Here is a 16,881-nt window from a genome sequence, read left to right as displayed (position 1 = left end):
TTTTTGTTATCAGGAGAAGCAGCATGACTATTCGCGTCGCAATCAACGGCTACGGCCGCATCGGCCGCAACATCCTTCGTGCGCATTACGAAGGCGGCAAAAAAAATGACATCCAGATCGTCGCCATCAACGACCTCGGCGATGCCAAATCGAACGCTCACCTGACACGCTACGACACCACCCACGGCAAGTTCCCGGGTACCGTCGTCGTTGAAGGTGACAACATGATCGTCAATGGCGACAGCATCCGTGTCTTCGCCCAGCGCAATCCGGCCGAGATTCCATGGGGCGAGTTGAACGTCGACGTCGTACTTGAATGCACCGGTTTCTTCACCACCAAAGAGAAAGCCTCGGCCCATCTGAAAGGTGGCGCCAAGAAAGTCATCATCTCCGCACCTGGCGGCAAGGATGTCGATGCGACCATCGTGTTTGGTGTGAACCAGCATGTACTCAAGGCCACCGACACCGTGATCTCGAATGCATCGTGCACGACCAATTGCCTGGCACCGCTGGTCAAGCCACTGAACGACACCATCGGTCTGGTCAATGGCTTGATGACGACGGTCCATGCCTACACCAACGACCAGGTCTTGACTGACGTGATGCACGAAGACTTGCGTCGTGCCCGTTCGGCCACCAGCAGCATGATCCCTGCCAAGACCGGCGCGGCGACCGCAGTCGGCCTGGTCCTGCCGGAACTCAACGGCAAGCTCGACGGCTACGCGATCCGCGTGCCAACGATCAATGTCTCGATTGTCGACCTCTCGTTCATCGCTGCGCGCGACACCACCGTTGACGAAGTCAACGCGATCATGCTGGCCGCTTCCGAAGGGGCATTGAAAGACATCCTGACGTACCAGACCGAGCCGCTGGTGTCGGTCGACTTCAACCACAATCCGGCATCGAGCAACTTCGATTCGACGCTGACCAAAGTGTCGGGCCGGTTGGTGAAAGTCTCGTCGTGGTATGACAACGAGTGGGGTTTCTCGAACCGCATGCTCGACACCACCGTGGCGTTGATGACGGCCAAGTAAGCGGCTTCGTTTCCTTCGTGTCATGCAAAGCGCCCCGCAGTACGGGGCGCTTTTTAATTGGTGCTGGTATATTTCCCGACCGCCAGCTACGGTAGTGCCTGTGCTCTTCACATCAGTGCAGCCGCATTGCACCTGCTGCTTTGCGGAAGACGTCATCTTAACGGGGCAAGGTTACCGGTTGATGACGCGGGGTTGGTCAAGATGGCTTGTCATGATTGCGCGGCGGCGTTTCTGCTGGAAACGAGGCGCGCACAATGTGTTCGATCTGGTCGATGACCGCTTCGGGCAAGTGCGTGAATTGCTTGCGCTTGGTCGCTGACAGTGTGCCGTCATTGCCGTTGATCATACGAATCAGTTTGCTGATAGTCGACCGTGGCAAATCGAAGGTGGCATCCAGTTCCGAAAAAGCCGCATCGTAGCCGCGCAGATAACGCAGTTCGTTGGGGATTTCGGTCAGTATCGTGGCCTGGATCATTTTTTGCAGGAAAGCGACTTCGCGGTCAGCCTCAAAGTACCGATAGGGGCGTGCGCCCGGACTGCTGTCGATCAGCGGTGCCTCGTCGGTGCGCCGATAGCGCCAAAGCCGCGTGACCGGTTTTGAAAAGCCGGACAGCACGTCCAGATAAGCCAGTTCATCTTTTGCAATGCTTGCTGATACGGGAAGCACCAGGCCTTCGGGTAACCGACCCGAGCGTTGCAGCACGTGGTGGATCATGAAGCGGTGCAGTCGTCCGTTGCCATCCATGAACGGGTGCAGGTACACAAAGCCGAAGGCTGCGCAGGCCGTCTTGATCGAGAGGTCGATGCCGCTGCGATGATCGTTGACGAATGTCGTCCAGCCGTGCATGAGCTTGCCGAGATCGTCTGGCGGAGGCGGTAAAAAGGTCATTCTGCCGGTGCTGTCTTCGAGCCAGTTTTGTTTCGTCCGATATGTTGGCTCTTTGCCGTAGCTGTCTTTGATCACCGCGTTTTGCAGCGTCACCAGCCAGTCCTCGGTGACGCACTCCTGCTCCCCGGCGCGCGACAGCAGTTCGACAAAATGTTCCTCCCTGTTCGCATCGGCCAGCTCGCGCTCGATCGAAAAACTGCTGCGTGTTTCGGACAGATACAGGAAGCGGACGGCCCTCGCATACAACGCGGCGCTATCGTTGCCGGACATCAGGTCCGGCAGTTGTCGTAACAGGTCGAGCAGGTTGTCGGCGTGGACCATCGTTGATCGCTTGACTACCGGGCAGAAATCCGGATTGCCCAGTGCGTTATTGTTGACACGAAATGCCGGTGCCTTGATCGGGTTGGCGGCGACCGCGTAGTGCTCCGGCGGGAACAGGTCCACGTAGCGGCCGGTAGGAACGCAACCCGCATCGAGTGTCGCTCCGCGCATCCATTCCCACAAAAAACAGGCACGACGTATCGGCTCACTGTTCGGGTTGGCCCTGATGCGCGCGATGAGCAGCGAGGGCGAAATTTTTTCAAATGCGGCATCGATGACTTCCAGGTTCACACCTTCATGACGCAGCGCAAATTCAAGCTGACCCAATGGCGTATCCGTTATCACGACACCAGCAGGAAAAAGAATCGTGCCGACGCTATCCTGGCGTTTGTTGATGGCGCTCGACATCAACGCTGTTTGCGTCAATGGACGAACCTGCAGATCGAGCAAGTCAATCAAACGGGCATAGCCAATTTTTTTCATGGGGGTGTTTCTCCTGCGAGAATGCGACGGACAGTACCTCGGCTCCTGTCGGAGCCAGACTGGCTTTTTTATCGGATTTTGTTCAGTGTCATCGAAAAATATTCAAATAAACAGCGTTATGGAGGTATTCATCGAAATTTGTTCACTTTGAATGGGCTGGCAGATCGATCACTGTCAGTCTGGCGAGACGGCTTTTGCTGGATGACGTTTCCCAACGATCATCCTGTTGCACGATAATGACGTCTTGAGCGCACCGCGCTGATTTTTCCAGATTCCACAATGACACCGATTCAAATCGCTTTCCGCAATGAATGATTTCGACGACGACCGCGCCGGCGCGACGCTGCAACCGATTCCGTGGACCCCGCTGGAAACCATCGCCGATGTCGAACTCTGGGTCGATAACCTCAACCGGGACCTGCATGCGCTGATCCGCAAGCAGGCGGTCAATAGTCCGGGTGTGTGTTTTGTGCTGGCTGAAGGCGGCGAGATTTTTCTGCACACCAATAGCGATGGCGATGTCTTGCTGGATGTGACAGAAGAAGCCGAGTGGGTCGCGCCGCTGATTGCGGCGGCGACGCAGGTGGCGGCACCGGTTGGGTCGCTGTGGATCTTGCCGGGGCATGTGCTGACGCAGTTGGTGATGGGGCTCAGTCCGCTGGTCGGCGCGACCCGGCTGGTGCTGCAGCATGAGTATCGCAGCAAGAAAAACAAGTGGCGTTAGCGACGGTAGCTGGGGCATTGCACCGTGTAACTCCACCCGCTACCTCACAGCTTGTCCGGTAACGGCTGAAACGCCTTGCGCTCGCTGTAACGGTCAGTCAGATAATCCGAACGGTCACGTACCAGCAGCGTGAACTTCACCAGTTCTTCCATCACGTCGGCAAGCCGGTCGTAATACGCCGATGGCTTCATGCGTCCGGCTTCGTCGAATTCGTCGTAGGCCTTGGCCACCGACGACTGGTTCGGAATGGTCACCATGCGCATCCAGCGTCCCAGCACACGCAACGCATTGACCGTATTGAAGGATTGCGAGCCACCGCTGACCTGTATCACGGCCAGCGTGCGACCCTGGGTCGGTCGCAGCGAACCGAGTTCCAGCGGCAGCCAGTCGATTTGTGACTTGAAGATGCCGGTCAGTGTGCCGTGGCGTTCCGGGCTGCACCAGACCTGACCCTCCGACCATTGCGATAAGGTGCGTAACTCTTGCACCTTCGGATGATCCGGCGTGACGCTGTCGACCATCGGCAAACCGTGCGGATCGAAGACGCGGGTCTCGGCACCAAAATATTGCAGCAGGCGTTCGGCTTCAAGCGTCAGCAACTTGCTGTACGAGCGTTCGCGCAAGGAGCCGTACAACAACAGGATGCGGGGCGCGTGGGTCGCGCGCGCGGTCGGTTCAAGCCGTTCGAGCGCGGGCAACGCCAGATGCGCGCCGCTGATGTTGGACAGGTCGTCGATCATGGTTCGACGCGCTTGCCGCTGGCAGTGATGACGGCTTCGCCATCTTCCTTGCTGAAAGCGGCGCGCTGCGCATCAGCCAGAATCTCGAGCACCAGTTCGGAAGGCCGGCACAGGCGCACGCCCAGCGGCGTGATCACGAACGGCCGGTTGATCAGGATCGGATGGGCCAGCATCGCGGTGAGCAAAGCTTCGTCGGTGAGGGCCGGGTTATCGAGGCCGAGTTCGGCGTAGGGCGTACCTTTTTCGCGGATGGCCTGACGCACTGTCAGTCCGGCGCTGCGGATCATGTCGTCGAGTACGGCGCGGGTGGGCGGCTGCGTCAGGTAATCGATGATCAGAGGTTCGACGCCGCTATTGCGGATCAGCGCCAGCGTGTTGCGCGAGGTGCCGCAGGCGGGATTGTGATAAATGGTGACGGTCATGGACACTCCTTGGAAGTGATGAGGGGTGGGTTGCAGGTGTTGCCGCCGCAGCAGTTGTCGGTGAGGTAAGCGAGCAGCGCGTTCATCGCGCCGAATTGCGCCGCATAAATAATCGAGCGGCCGTCCTGGGTGCCGGTCACCATGCCGGCGTGGCTTAATTCTTTCAGATGAAAAGAAAGGGAAGACGGTGGGATGGCCAACTGCTCGGCGATCCGGCTGGCGGCCAGTCCGGCCGGACCGGCTTGCACCAGCAGACGAAATACAGCCAGCCGGGAATCATGGGCCAGGGCGGCGAGGGCAGTGACGGCAGTTTTTGTTTCCATGTTTCGATAATAGTCGAATTGAATCCGCTCCGTTGTGAATCGTTCTTTCTCAGGCACTGGCCGCCTCCCCGAACACGCTGTCCCAAAGCTGCTGCACCGCCAGCGCTTCTGTCGCAATACGCTCCGGTGCCACCAGGGCCTGCTCCTCGCCTTGCAAGCGCGCATGATGCTGCAGTTTGCGATAGACCCGGTAGGCATCGGCCGCCGTGCCAGCCAGTGCGGCATCAATCAGGCCCAGTTCACCGGCCAGTTTCAGCAAAGCGATATTGCCGATGTCGTCGGTCAGTTGTGGCGATGCCGAGGCATGCCGCAGCACCAGATACTGGACGATGAACTCGATGTCAATCATCCCGCCGCGATCTTGCTTGAGATCAAACCGGCCCTCTTTGGCGGGATGGGCGCGGGTCATTTTGTCGCGCATGGTCCGGACTTCCTGCAGCAGCGGTGCCGCTTCCCGTGGCTGGCGCAGCACATCAAGTCGCAACAGCTCGAAGCGTTGGCCAATGTTGGTATCGCCCGCGCAAAAGCGCGCCCGCGTCAGTGCCTGGTGCTCCCAGATCCAGGCAGACTTCAGCTGGTATTTTTCAAATGCCGCGATGGTCGAGACCAGCAGGCCGCTGGCCCCATCGGGGCGCAGGGCGATGTCGATGTCAAACAGGATGCCGGCCGGTGTGTGGCTGGTCATCCAGGTGATGAAGCGCTGGGCCAGCTTCGCGTATTGCGCCGGAGCTTCCGGGTCGTCGTCCTCGAACAAAAAGATCACATCGAGATCCGACGAGTAGCCCAGTTCCTTGCCGCCGAGCTTGCCGTAGGCAATGACCGCAAATTTCGGGATCTCGCAATGGCGCTGTGGCAGCGTGTTCCATACCGCCAGAACAGTCTGGTCGACCAGGATATCGGCCAGTGTCGACAAATGGTCGGCCAGCCGTTCGACGCTGAGGTCGCCCTCGATGTCCTGTGCCAGCAGACGCAGCGTTTGCGCATGGTGCATTTCGCGCAGGGTATCCATCTGGCGTTCGGTGTCGCCGGGCGTGGCGGCAAGCTGGCGCTGTAATTCGAGGCGAAAGGCTGGCCAGTCTGGCGCGGCGCGCAAGGTGCGGTCGTCGAGTAATTCATCGAGCAGGATCGGATGGCGGGTCAGGTATTTGGCGGCCCAGTCGCTGGTGCTCATCATGCGCACGACGCGCTGCAATGCATGCGGATATTCGGTCAGCAACGCCAGATACGCGGCGCGGCGCGCCACGGTTTCCATGAAATCGAGCAACCGGTGCAACGTGATCAGTTGCATCGCGCCACAGTCGGCCAACAGCGGCAGCGCGGCATTGACCAGCGCGATCAGGCGATTGCGGCTGATGACGGGCAGCGCCTGCAGGCGCGTGGATTGCCAGGTCGACAGCAGGCGTCGTGCTGCTTCATGCGCCTCGGTAAAGCCCAGTCTGGACAAGACCGCTTCGAGCGCGTCGAGCGGGTCGTCGGCGAGTAGCGCGTCGTGGATGCCGGGATACGCGGCAGGCTGAGTGCCAGGCTGAAAACCAGGCTGAAAACCCGTTTGAGAACGCGGCTGAGCACCGGCAGGGGATTCCTTCTCAGCAAAAATCGCATCGAACTGGGTTGATACAACTTGCCGTTGCCGATCCAGTTCGGCCAGCAGGCCGGCTGTATCGGCGTAACCCATCATGCGTGCGATGATCAATTGGTCCGGCTCGCTGGCTGGCAGCGTGTGGGTCTGGGCATCATCGAGGTATTGCAACCGGTGTTCAAGGTTGCGCAGAAACGTGTAGGCATGCAAGAGTTGGCTGACCACGTCCGGCTCCAGCAATTGCTTGTCGGCCAATGACTGCAAAATGCTGCGGGTCGAGCGCGAGCGCAGGTCGGCATCGCGACCACCGCGGATCAGCTGAAAGACCTGCGCCAGGAATTCGAGCTCGCGAATGCCGCCACGGCCCAGCTTGACGTTGTTGCTGCGCTCCGGATGCCGCGCCTCGACCCGTGTGACTTCGGCGCGAATCTGCGCGTGCATGCCACGCAATGCATCGATCGATCCGAAATCGAGATAGCGCCGGTACACGAATGGCTGCACGACGCTGTCGAGCGACGCGATGTCGGCCGGTGCGCCGCAGATCGCGCGCGCCTTGACCCATGCGTAGCGCTCCCACTCGCGTCCTTGCACCAGCAGGTATTCTTCGACCATGTTGATGCTCGCCACCAGCGGTCCGGCGTTGCCGTTGGGTCGCAATGCCATATCGACGCGAAAGGTAAATCCATCCTGCGTGATTTCGGACAGGTCGCCGATCAGCCGGCGGCCGAGGCGGATAAAGAATTCATGGTTGGACAGGCTGCGCTGTTGCGGCGAAGTGGGCCGGGTATCACCATCTTCCGGATACACGAAGATCAGGTCGATGTCCGACGACACGTTGAGTTCGCCACCGCCCAGTTTGCCCATGCCCAGCACGATCAGCGCTTGTGGCAAACCGCTATCGTCGCCGGTCGGCACTCCGTGCAGCGCGTGCAGTTCGGCCGTCAGCGCCGCGACATGGGTCTGCAGCGCGAACTCGGCAAAGGCGGTCATCGTATCGACGACTTGCGGCAGGTCACCGCCACTGGCCAGGTCGCGTGTGATCAGTGTTGACAGCAGCAGATTGCGCAGGCGGCGCATCGCGCGCGGCAATGCCAGACCGGCGCTGATTTCTTTTTGTAATAAGCGCGCAAACAGCGATGGGGTCAGGGATAATCCGCCCATATCGGCGAGTTGTCCGGCGCGAGCCGGATCAGCCGCCAGCCAGCGGGTAAGAAAACGGGAAGTCATGCTGGCATTAGCGCTGAAATCATGCGCATCCGAACCGGAGGCATTGGTGCTGGTCAAACTGGAATTAGTCATAGTGTGGAGATGTTTTCAGGAATGATGCAACGACGTGTGACTCACGAAGAACAAGCTAGTCATTCTATGCGAAGCCGCCTGCCGGGCCTGCGCAGAGTCGTCTGTTGACGGGCCCTGATCGCACGCCGGCAGCGCCGGCCGGCCAACGTCTGGCGAAGTCCTGGCGCACGGTCGTGCGTGGCTACCGTTACGTCAATGTCGCCACGTACCACACGGTCGGCGCGCTGCTCAAGCTGCTGCTGGCGCTGTATCTGCTGCTCTGCGTTGTCTTCCTGCTGATGCGGTATCTGGTGTTGCCCAATATTGACCAGTACAAGCCGGATGTCGAGCAACTGGCCAGTCGCGCCATTGGCCAGTCGGTCAGTATCGGTACCATCGCGGCAGCATGGCACGGCTTGTATCCGGACCTGGTGCTGGGCAACGTGGTCATCCACGACCAGCGCGGCGAGGCCGCATTGACCTTGCCCAAAGTCGAAGCGACGCTGTCGTGGTGGAGCGTGGTGGTCGCCGACCTGCGATTGCGCCGCCTGACGCTGGATCAGCCTGACATTGATATCGTGCGTGACAAGCAGGGGCGTATTCTGGTTGCCGGTATCGCCATCGACAGCGGCAAGCCGGGCGACAGCGCCGCAGCCGACTGGATTCTGGCGCAAGACGAAATCGTGATCCGTTCCGGCCAGCTTCACTGGATCGACCAGCAACGCGGTGCACCGGAACTGATCCTGCAGCAGATGGACTTCACGTTGCGCAACAGCTGGCGCAATCACCAGGTCGCACTCAAGGCTGTGCCGCCAGTCGCGCTGGCCGCGCCGCTTGATGTGCGTGCGACGTTCAGCCATCCGCACTTCAGCAAGCCGACCGCCGATCCACGCCAGTGGCGTGGCGAACTCTACGCCGACCTGCGCGAGACCGACCTGGCGGCATGGAAAACCTGGATCGACTTCCCGTTCGACCTGCAAAGCGGTCGCGGTACGGTGCGGGCCTGGCTCAACATCGACCGCGCCCGCATCGCCAACCTGACGGCGGACATCGATGTTGCCGGCGTCGTCACCCGCTTGCGTGAGGACTTGCAGCCGCTCAACCTGAAGCGCGCCAGCGGCCGGATCTCGGTACGCGAAGCGCTCAACGCCAGGACGGCGATCGGCATCCCGACTTTTGGTGTGCACGGCCACACGATTGCACTGACTGATTTTTCGATGGAGACCGATGACGGCCTGCAGTTGCCGCTGACGACGATCAGCGAGACCTACATCGCTGCCACCGCCAAGGAGCCGGAAAAAATCCAGATCCAGGCCAGGCTGCTGGAACTGGCCACGCTGGCCAGTCTGGTCGAGCGCTTGCCGTTGCCGGCCGCGCAGCAACAGATGCTGGCCGACTTTGCGCCGCGCGGCCAGTTGCAGGATTTTCAGGCTAGCTGGCAAGGCGCTTATCCGGCCATTACAACCTACAACATCAAGGGCAAGTTTACCGGCCTGAGTCTCAGTGCCCAGCCAGCGCGCGCCGCGCAGCCGCGCACGGCCACCCGTGCGGCACTCGCCGCTGTGCCGTCCATCCCGGGTTTCGATAATCTGAGCGGCAACATCGATGCCTCCGAGCGCCGTGGTGCGCTTAATCTGGCATCGACCCAAGTGGCTGTGCGCCTGCCCGGTTACCTCAGCGATCCGCTGGTGCCGTTCGAGCAACTGACACTGCAGTCGCGCTGGGCCTTCCAGAGCGATGATCAGTTGCTGCTGCAAATCGACCAGCTCGATTTCCTGCAGGATGGCGTGCAGGTCAAAGCCAGCGGTCAACATCTGTTGTCTCTGCTGGCCAATGACACGACGCCGGGTACGATGGACATGACGGCCACCATCGCCGCGGTCGATATCAACCGGGTCGCGCGCTATCTGCCGCTGCAAACCCCGGGACCGCTGCGCGACTGGCTGACCGGCGCGCTGCAGCAAGGCCAGGCCAGGGACGTCGTCGTACGGATCAAGGGCGACCTGGCGCAGTTTCCGTTTGCTACCAGCCGGTCGGGCGAAAAACCCAAAGGAATTTTTACTGTCAACGCCAGAATCGACAACGGTGCGATGCTGTACGTCCCCGGCTTCTTCGGAGCCGATGGCAAGGCACCGTTGTGGCCACTGCTGGAAAAAGTTCGCGGCACGCTGCTCATTGATCGTGCCCGCCTGGAAATTCGTGGTGACAGTGCCGTCACCAAAGATGTCGCCCTGGCCAAGGTCCGGGCTGTGGTGCCCGATCTGCTGTCGACCGATCCGCAGCTCGAGATCGATGGCGAAGCCAGCGGCAACTTGCAGGACATGGTGCGTTACGTGAACGCCAGTCCGGTGCTGGAGTGGATCGGCCGTTTCACCGATGAAACCAAAGCGGTTGGTCCTGCCAAACTGGCGCTCAAGCTGCGTTTGCCGCTGGATCACCTGATCGATGGCAAGGTCACTGGTGCCTTGCAGTTCCTGGGTAATGACGTGACTTTGCAAAATGCGATTCCGTTGCTTGGCCAGACCACCGGCAAGCTCGAATTCAATGAAAGAGGATTCACGCTCAATGGCGTGCGGGCCCGCTTCCTCGGTGCGCAGTCGACCATCGCCGGCGGGTCGCAGGAAAACGGCAATATCGTCGTCAAGGCCGATGGCAGCGTGACGGCCGATGGCCTGCGCGAGACCTATCCCGATCCGGCATTGCAGCGTCTGCTACAAAAAATTACTGGTGCCAGCCGCTACAACGCGACCATCAGCGTCAAGAAAAAGCTGGCCGAAGTCGTCGTCGAATCGAGTCTTCAGGGGCTCGCGCTCGACTTGCCGGTGCCGCTACGCAAGAGTGCCGTCGAGAGTCTGCCGCTGCGTGTCGAACTGGCTGAATTACCCGCCGATACAGGACAAAATCTGCGTGAGGAAATCAAGTTGTCTTTGGGCAGCGCGGTATCAGCCCGCTATCTGCGCGCCAAAGCCGCGGAGAAAAATGCTCCCTGGCAGGTAGTGCGCGGTGGCATCGGCGTCAATTCGCCGCCGCCCGAACCGGCTGAGGGCCTGCATCTCAACGTCAGCTTGCGCACGCTCAATATTGACGACTGGCGTGCGCTGGTGTCGTCAGCAGAGTCGACCGAAAAACCGCGTGATCCGACATTCGCCGCTGGTGCGGCTAGCGGCTTGGCACTGGCGCAATTTGTTCAGCCTGACGTGATGGCCGCGCGCGCCACGGAGCTCATTATTTCTGGCAAGAGGCTCGATAACGTCGTCGTCGGCGTATCGCGCCAGAACAATGTCTGGCAAGCCAATATCGATTCCGGCCAGGCTTCCGGTTACCTGACCTGGACCGAATCGCCGTCCGGTCGCGGCCTTGGCAAGGTGACGGCGCGCTTGTCGACGCTGACCATCCCGCAGTCGGCAGCGACCGAGGTGGCCGATATCCTCGAAAACAAGGAAACGGCCACGCAAATCCCGGCCCTCGATGTCATCGCAGAAAATTTCCAGTTGATCGGCAAGCCTTTTGGCCGACTCGAACTGCGGGCCAATAATGCGTTTGGTGTCAGCGGCAGCGAATGGCGCATCAGCAAGCTGTCGATCGCCAATCCCGATGGCACGCTCAACGCCAGCGGCAAGTTCACCACCAAAGAAGGCAAGAGCGTCAGCAACCTGATCTACGCGCTGGACATTGCCGATGCCGGGAAATTGCTTGGTCGATTCGGGTTCGACAATGTCTTGCGCGGCGGAAAAGGCCAGATGAAAGGCGATCTGACCTGGGATGGCGTGCCGTTCTCGCTCGACATCCCGAGCCTGACCGGCCAGATCGAGTTGGACCTGGAGGCCGGACAATTTTTGAAAGTCGATCCCGGCGCAGCGAAATTGCTTGGCGTGCTGAGCTTGCAATCATTGCCGCGCCGCTTGACGCTGGATTTTCGCGACGTGTTTTCGCAAGGATTTGCCTTTGATGGCATCAACGCCAATGCCGTCATTTCGCAAGGCATCGCCAGCACTAATAATTTCAAGATGCGCAGCGTCAATGCGTCGGTGCTGCTGGACGGCTCGGTCAATATCGCGTCCGAGACGCAAAACCTGCATGTCGTGGTGCTCCCCGAAATTAATGTCGGCGCGGCGTCGGTGGTCTACGCGCTGGCGGTCAATCCGATAATCGGTGTAGGCTCGTTCCTTGCGCAACTGTTCCTGCGCGATCCGCTGATGCGTGCGTTCACGTTTGAATACGCGATCACCGGACCGTGGAACGAGCCGCTCGTCACCAAGCTCGATCGCAAGACCGGCGCCGATCCGTTACCTGTTGAGGCAGCCAAAAAGGACAAGCCATGAACGCACCGCCGATGACCACCGCCGCGACCGATGCCTTTTCAGTCGCCGCCATCCAGATGGTGTCGACGCCATCGGTTGCCCGTAACCTCGACACTGCCGCCCGACTCGTGGCCGACGCGGCAGCACGCGGCGCACAACTGGTGCTGTTGCCCGAGTACTGGCCCGTCATGGGGATGAACGAGTCCGACAAGATCGCGCTGGCCGAAGAACCCGAGGGTGGTCCGATCCAGCAAGCGATGGCCGGCATGGCACGTCGCCACGGCATCTGGCTGATCGGCGGCACGCTGCCGATGGTCGCCGCCGAAGCCGGCAAGATCCGCAATACCACGCTGGTCTACAACCCGGCTGGCGAGCTGGTGGTGCGCTACGACAAGATCCACCTGTTCAGTTTTTCCAGCGGTGCTGAAGCGTACGATGAAGCCCGCACGATTGCGCGTGGTGCTGACGTGATGACGTTCGACGCACCCTGTGGCCGGGTCGGCCTGTCGGTCTGTTACGACTTGCGCTTTCCCGAGATGTACCGGGCGATGGGCAGTTGCGCATTGATCGTGGTGCCAGCGGCATTCACCTATACAACCGGTCAGGCTCATTGGGAAATCCTGCTGCGCGCCCGCGCAATCGAAAACCAGTGTTACGTGCTCGCGTCCGGACAGGGCGGACGCCACGAAAACGGCCGACGCATCTGGGGCCACAGCATGCTCATCGACCCGTGGGGCAAGGTCTGCGACGTGCTGCCCGAAGGCGAGGGACTTGTATTCGGACAGGTTGAACCCAGTTACCTCGCACAGGTACGGGCCAGTTTGCCGGCCTTGCAGCATCGTCGTCTTTGAATCCTTTGTCTTTGAATCTCTTTCCTATTGCCCCTTGCAAAGCCCACTTGCCATGAACCTGTTCGTACCGAGTTTTTCCAACCTGACCGTCGCGCGAGACGTACTGCTGACGCCGTTCGGTCTCGACGAAGGCAAGCTGCTCAAGGCGATCGGCACGATGTTCACCCACAAGGTCGATTACGCCGACCTGTATTTCCAGTCGACCAAAAGCGAAAGCTGGAGCCTGGAAGAGGGCATCGTCAAGAGCGGCAGTTTTTCGATCGATCAGGGCGTTGGCGTGCGGGCGGTGTCGGGCGACAAGACGGCCTTTGCCTATTCTGACGAACTCTCCGAGTCGGCATTGCTGGAAGCGGCGGCGGCCACCCGCACGATTGCCCGTCAGGGTGCGGGCAAGGTCAAGGTCGCCGGGTCCCATCAGCCGTCCGGCGGCCGGGCGCTGTATCTGCCGCATGATCCGCTGGTATCGCTGGAGGCGGCCGACAAGGTGCGTCTGCTCGAACGTATCGAACGGATGGCACGCGCACGGGACCCGCGCATCGTGCAGGTGATGGCAGGCCTGGCCGCCGAATACGATGTCGTGCTGGTATTGCGCAGCGACGGTGTACTGGCCGCGGACATCCGGCCGCTGGTGCGGCTGTCGCTCACCGTGATCGCCGAGCAAAATGGCCGCCGCGAAACCGGCTCGGCCGGCGGCGGTGGACGTTTTGGCTATGGGTATTTCACCGATGCGCTGCTGGAAAAGTACGCTACCGAGGCGGTCGATGCGGCACTGGTCAATCTCGATGCGCGGCCAGCACCGGCCGGGTCGATGACGGTTGTGCTCGGTCCCGGTTGGCCCGGCATTTTGCTGCACGAAGCGATTGGTCATGGACTGGAAGGCGACTTCAACCGCAAGGGCTCCAGCACATTCGCCGGCCGGATCGGCGAGCGGGTCGCTGCCAAAGGCGTCACCGTAGTCGACGACGGCACCATTGCCGACCGGCGCGGCTCGCTCAACATCGACGATGAAGGCAATCCGACCCAGTGCACCACGCTGATCGAAGACGGCATTCTGAAAGGCTATATTCAGGACACGATGAATGCGCGCCTGATGAAGATGCCCGTCACCGGCAACGCCCGACGCGAATCGTTTGCCCACCTGCCGATGCCGCGCATGACCAACACCTACATGCACGGTGGCGACAAGGACCCGGCCGAAATTCTGGCGTCGGTCAAACACGGTTTGTATGCGGTCAATTTTGGCGGCGGGCAGGTCGACATCACCAACGGCAAATTCGTCTTCTCGGCCAGTGAGGCTTACCTGATCGAGAACGGCAAGCTCACTTATCCGGTCAAGGGCGCCACACTGATCGGCAACGGACCGGACGTGCTGAACCGCGTGTCGATGGTGGGCAATGACATGCAGCTCGACAGCGGCGTTGGTGTTTGTGGCAAGGATGGCCAGAGCGTACCGGTGGGGGTCGGGCAACCGACGTTGCGCATTGATGGGGTGACGGTGGGTGGGACGGCGTAGGTCGACTTTATTGCTGCAACGGTCATGTTGATATGCGTGCCGTCGCGCGTGCAAGCAGGCTTATTAGTACGCTTGAATCGGCGAAGCAGTAGATGTCTCTGCCAACTCCGTATTTATCGACCATGCTTTGCGATCAATTCTGCAAGTGTCGGTGCAACTTTTTTTTGAGTTACAGGAACATCTTGCGGCGCTAATCCTTCCAGTCGCAGGCTTGCCTTGTAGTTTTCATTGCGTAACTTAATAAAAATTTGGCGCTTTTGCTCAATGCTTAACATTGTTTTCACCCTTGCAATTTGTCCCGAGTATTGCCTGTATTTGTGCTGAAATTTTAACGCAAGCTTCTTTGATTTGTCTCGCGAGAATCTGACATTGGAACCTTGACCACCGCATTTGTGAGCCTGGCTGTAAGAGAGTACAAAATTAATCCTCCCTCACGCTTGCCAAGCACGATGTTTTACTGCACTATCGTTCAACCAAAAATAGTATCACCTGAGAATCCACAAACGATTTCAAAAGCACATGCCATCACGCCACTTTTTCTTTTATTTTTACTTTAGCGGTTCCAGCCCAAAGGCGGTGGAAAAGCGGAAGGTACACGTAAAAGCAAACTTAGCGTAACCAACCAGATTCCTTAAAAACCGCCAGCGATGGCGGTTTTTTTATTTCCGGATTTTCATTCGATTTACTTTTTCAGACTGGAGAACACCATGCCCCGCACAGACGATTTGCGCATTCGAGAAATGAAAGAACTGACCCCGCCCTCGCACCTGATCCGCGAATTCGCCTGCTCCGAACATGCCGCGACGGTCGCCGCCGATTCACGCACCGCGTTGCATCGCATCCTGCACGGTCAGGACGACCGGTTGATGGTGGTGATCGGCCCGTGCTCCATCCATGATCCGAAAGCCGCACTCGAATATGCCCGCCTGCTGGTCGAGGCGCGCAAGCAATTCATCGGCGAACTCGAAATCGTGATGCGGGTGTATTTTGAAAAACCGCGCACCACGGTCGGCTGGAAAGGCCTGATCAACGACCCGTTCATGGATAACAGTTTCCGTATCAACGATGGCTTGCGCATGGCGCGTGAACTGCTGCTGGAAATCAATGAGCTGGGCCTGCCGGCCGGTACCGAATTCCTTGACGTGATCAGCCCGCAATACATCGCCGATCTGGTCAGCTGGGGTGCCATCGGCGCCCGCACCACTGAATCGCAAATCCATCGTGAACTGGCCTCCGGCCTGTCCTGTCCGGTCGGTTTCAAGAACGGTACCGATGGCAACGTCAAGATCGCGATCGATGCGATCAAGGCGGCCTCGAACTCGCATCACTTCCTGTCGGTGACCAAGGGCGGCCATTCCGCCATCGTCTCGACCAATGGCAATGAAGATTGCCACATCATCCTGCGTGGTGGAAAAAGCCCGAACTACGATGCGGCCAGCGTCGACCAGGCCTGCAAGGAAATCGCTGCCAACGGCTTGGCGGCACGCCTGATGGTCGATGCATCCCATGCCAACAGCAGCAAAAATCCGGCCAACCAGATACCGGTGTGTGCCGATATCGCGGCACAGGTCGCCGGTGGTGACGAGCGCATCATCGGCCTGATGATCGAGTCGCATCTGGTAGCAGGTCGCCAGGATCTGATCGCTGGCAAGGAACTGGTTTATGGCCAATCGATTACCGATGGCTGCATCAGCTGGGATGACAGTGTCGGCGTATTGCAGGGACTGGCCGATGCAGTGCGTCAGCGTCGTTTGGGCAAGGCCCGCGAAGTCTGATCAGTAGCGCTTGGTCAGCACCATCTGCTGACCATCGCGCTGCATCATTGTGCGGTTCAGGAACGACATGCCAAGCAAGGCAAACGGCAAGCCTTGGTCCTGAACCAGCGCATCCACGCCACTGAGCGTGATGTCACCAATCCGGACGTTATCGAGGCGCACCAGGTACACCGGAATGACGCCATTGGCGGTATTGGAAAACGTCCGTTGTCCGTTCCTGTAATCAATCCCCAGTCGACGCGCATCCTGCGCCGACATCGAGACCATGCTGGCACCGGTATCGACCATCATCGGCAGCATCAATCCATTGATCATTCCCTGTGCCATGAAGTGACCACGGCTATCGGCTTGCAGCGTGATGCTGGGTGCGCCCTGTGCTTGCGCGCGGCTGAAATGCGTGCCGATGGCCAGTCCCTGGCGCTTGCCGTGGTCGTCCAGAGTCGCGTCGGTATCGCTGACGCTGGTCAGGCGCACGCCATCGGCAACGAGACTGCCTACGGCGAAGGTGCGGGGTGCTGCGCCGTCAATGATGAGAACGGCCTTGCCGGGAAACAGTCCGACCAGACCGATTGATTCGCCCTGCGCACCGCTGCTCGCGAGGCACAACATCAGCAGCCATCGCGTCATGCTGCGTGGACTGTTGCCTGC

The 16,881-nt window shown here is 59.7% G+C and carries 13 protein-coding genes; 6 read left to right on the top strand and 7 right to left on the bottom strand.

The features are described 5' to 3' along the window. Positions 1 to 23 precede the first annotated feature (23 nt). Positions 24 to 1,034, top strand: coding sequence for a type I glyceraldehyde-3-phosphate dehydrogenase (gene gap, locus QN370_RS07725; RefSeq protein WP_322128492.1), 1,011 nt, complete (start codon positions 24 to 26; stop codon positions 1,032 to 1,034). 196 nt (positions 1,035 to 1,230) lie between these two features. Here gap and QN370_RS07720 read toward each other — a convergent pair whose 3' ends face one another. Next, positions 1,231 to 2,727: a Fic family protein gene (locus tag QN370_RS07720; protein WP_322128491.1), complete on the bottom strand. Its 1,497-nt coding sequence runs from the start codon at positions 2,725 to 2,727 to the stop codon at positions 1,231 to 1,233. Between the two features lie 307 nt (positions 2,728 to 3,034). On the opposite strand from QN370_RS07720, the gene QN370_RS07715 reads away from it, so the two are divergent. After that, on the top strand, positions 3,035 to 3,451 hold the full coding sequence (locus tag QN370_RS07715) for a hypothetical protein (RefSeq protein ID WP_322128490.1): 417 nt from the start codon (positions 3,035 to 3,037) through the stop codon (positions 3,449 to 3,451). 44 nt (positions 3,452 to 3,495) lie between these two features. Here QN370_RS07715 and arsH read toward each other — a convergent pair whose 3' ends face one another. From arsH to glnE, 4 genes are read right to left on the bottom strand one after another with little or no spacing between them, the layout of a single operon-like run. Next, positions 3,496 to 4,191, bottom strand: a complete 696-nt coding sequence (gene arsH, locus QN370_RS07710) for an arsenical resistance protein ArsH (protein ID WP_322128489.1) — start codon at positions 4,189 to 4,191, stop codon at positions 3,496 to 3,498. Beyond that, positions 4,188 to 4,613, bottom strand: coding sequence for an arsenate reductase (glutaredoxin) (gene arsC, locus QN370_RS07705; RefSeq protein WP_322128488.1), 426 nt, complete (start codon positions 4,611 to 4,613; stop codon positions 4,188 to 4,190). Before arsC ends, arsH begins: the two co-directional genes overlap by 4 nt. Continuing rightward, positions 4,610 to 4,936: a metalloregulator ArsR/SmtB family transcription factor gene (locus QN370_RS07700; RefSeq protein WP_322129185.1), complete on the bottom strand. Its 327-nt coding sequence runs from the start codon at positions 4,934 to 4,936 to the stop codon at positions 4,610 to 4,612. Before QN370_RS07700 ends, arsC begins: the two co-directional genes overlap by 4 nt. 49 nt (positions 4,937 to 4,985) lie before the next feature. Further along, a complete protein-coding gene (gene glnE / locus QN370_RS07695) occupies positions 4,986 to 7,814 on the bottom strand; it encodes a bifunctional [glutamate--ammonia ligase]-adenylyl-L-tyrosine phosphorylase/[glutamate--ammonia-ligase] adenylyltransferase (protein WP_322128487.1) in 2,829 nt (942 codons plus the stop codon). Between the two features lie 104 nt (positions 7,815 to 7,918). Between glnE and QN370_RS07690 the strand changes: the two genes are divergently transcribed. The 3 genes from QN370_RS07690 to tldD are packed head-to-tail and all read left to right on the top strand — an operon-like array spanning position 7,919 to position 14,458. Continuing rightward, on the top strand, positions 7,919 to 12,115 hold the full coding sequence (locus QN370_RS07690; protein ID WP_322128486.1) for a YhdP family protein: 4,197 nt from the start codon (positions 7,919 to 7,921) through the stop codon (positions 12,113 to 12,115). Continuing rightward, on the top strand, positions 12,112 to 12,945 hold the full coding sequence (locus tag QN370_RS07685) for a carbon-nitrogen hydrolase family protein (RefSeq protein ID WP_322128485.1): 834 nt from the start codon (positions 12,112 to 12,114) through the stop codon (positions 12,943 to 12,945). The genes QN370_RS07690 and QN370_RS07685 overlap by 4 nt, the downstream gene beginning before the upstream one ends. Before the next feature lie 52 nt (positions 12,946 to 12,997). Next, positions 12,998 to 14,458, top strand: coding sequence for a metalloprotease TldD (gene tldD / locus QN370_RS07680; protein WP_322128484.1), 1,461 nt, complete (start codon positions 12,998 to 13,000; stop codon positions 14,456 to 14,458). Positions 14,459 to 14,571: 113 nt separating this feature from the next. On the opposite strand, the gene QN370_RS07675 is transcribed toward tldD, so the two are convergent. Continuing rightward, complete coding sequence (locus tag QN370_RS07675; RefSeq protein WP_322129184.1) at positions 14,572 to 14,733, bottom strand: YhfG family protein; 162 nt, start codon at positions 14,731 to 14,733, stop codon at positions 14,572 to 14,574. Positions 14,734 to 15,165: 432 nt separating this feature from the next. Here QN370_RS07675 and aroG point away from each other — a divergent pair, with 432 nt between their 5' ends. Then, positions 15,166 to 16,233 (top strand): 3-deoxy-7-phosphoheptulonate synthase AroG, encoded by a 1,068-nt coding sequence (gene aroG, locus QN370_RS07670; RefSeq protein ID WP_322128483.1) that lies wholly within the window; start codon positions 15,166 to 15,168, stop codon positions 16,231 to 16,233. Here the strand turns inward: aroG and QN370_RS07665 are convergent, their stop codons facing one another. Then, complete coding sequence (locus tag QN370_RS07665) at positions 16,234 to 16,860, bottom strand: retropepsin-like aspartic protease family protein (RefSeq protein WP_322128482.1); 627 nt, start codon at positions 16,858 to 16,860, stop codon at positions 16,234 to 16,236. Between the last annotated feature and the right edge of the window lie 21 nt (positions 16,861 to 16,881).

It is taken from the genome of Actimicrobium sp. CCI2.3 (genome assembly GCF_035019065.1).
In the GTDB taxonomy this organism is placed as follows: Bacteria; Pseudomonadota; Gammaproteobacteria; order Burkholderiales; family Burkholderiaceae_D; genus Actimicrobium.
This window is presented reverse-complemented; position numbering and strand designations above follow the sequence as displayed.

Bases quoted from the DNA above. Each gene is read 5' to 3' on its own strand.
- QN370_RS07675 (WP_322129184.1), bottom strand. From the start codon at position 14,733: ATGTTAAGCATTGAGCAAAAGCGCCAAATTTTTATTAAGTTACGCAAT.
- QN370_RS07720 (WP_322128491.1), bottom strand. From the start codon at position 2,727: ATGAAAAAAATTGGCTATGCCCGTTTGATTGACTTGCTCGATCTGCAG.
- QN370_RS07700 (WP_322129185.1), bottom strand. From the start codon at position 4,936: ATGGAAACAAAAACTGCCGTCACTGCCCTCGCCGCCCTGGCCCATGAT.
- aroG (WP_322128483.1), top strand. From the start codon at position 15,166: ATGCCCCGCACAGACGATTTGCGCATTCGAGAAATGAAAGAACTGACC.
- tldD (WP_322128484.1), top strand. From the start codon at position 12,998: ATGAACCTGTTCGTACCGAGTTTTTCCAACCTGACCGTCGCGCGAGAC.
- arsC (WP_322128488.1), bottom strand. From the start codon at position 4,613: ATGACCGTCACCATTTATCACAATCCCGCCTGCGGCACCTCGCGCAAC.
- QN370_RS07715 (WP_322128490.1), top strand. From the start codon at position 3,035: ATGAATGATTTCGACGACGACCGCGCCGGCGCGACGCTGCAACCGATT.
- arsH (WP_322128489.1), bottom strand. From the start codon at position 4,191: ATGATCGACGACCTGTCCAACATCAGCGGCGCGCATCTGGCGTTGCCC.
- gap (WP_322128492.1), top strand. From the start codon at position 24: ATGACTATTCGCGTCGCAATCAACGGCTACGGCCGCATCGGCCGCAAC.
- QN370_RS07665 (WP_322128482.1), bottom strand. From the start codon at position 16,860: ATGACGCGATGGCTGCTGATGTTGTGCCTCGCGAGCAGCGGTGCGCAG.
- QN370_RS07685 (WP_322128485.1), top strand. From the start codon at position 12,112: ATGAACGCACCGCCGATGACCACCGCCGCGACCGATGCCTTTTCAGTC.
- glnE (WP_322128487.1), bottom strand. From the start codon at position 7,814: ATGACTAATTCCAGTTTGACCAGCACCAATGCCTCCGGTTCGGATGCG.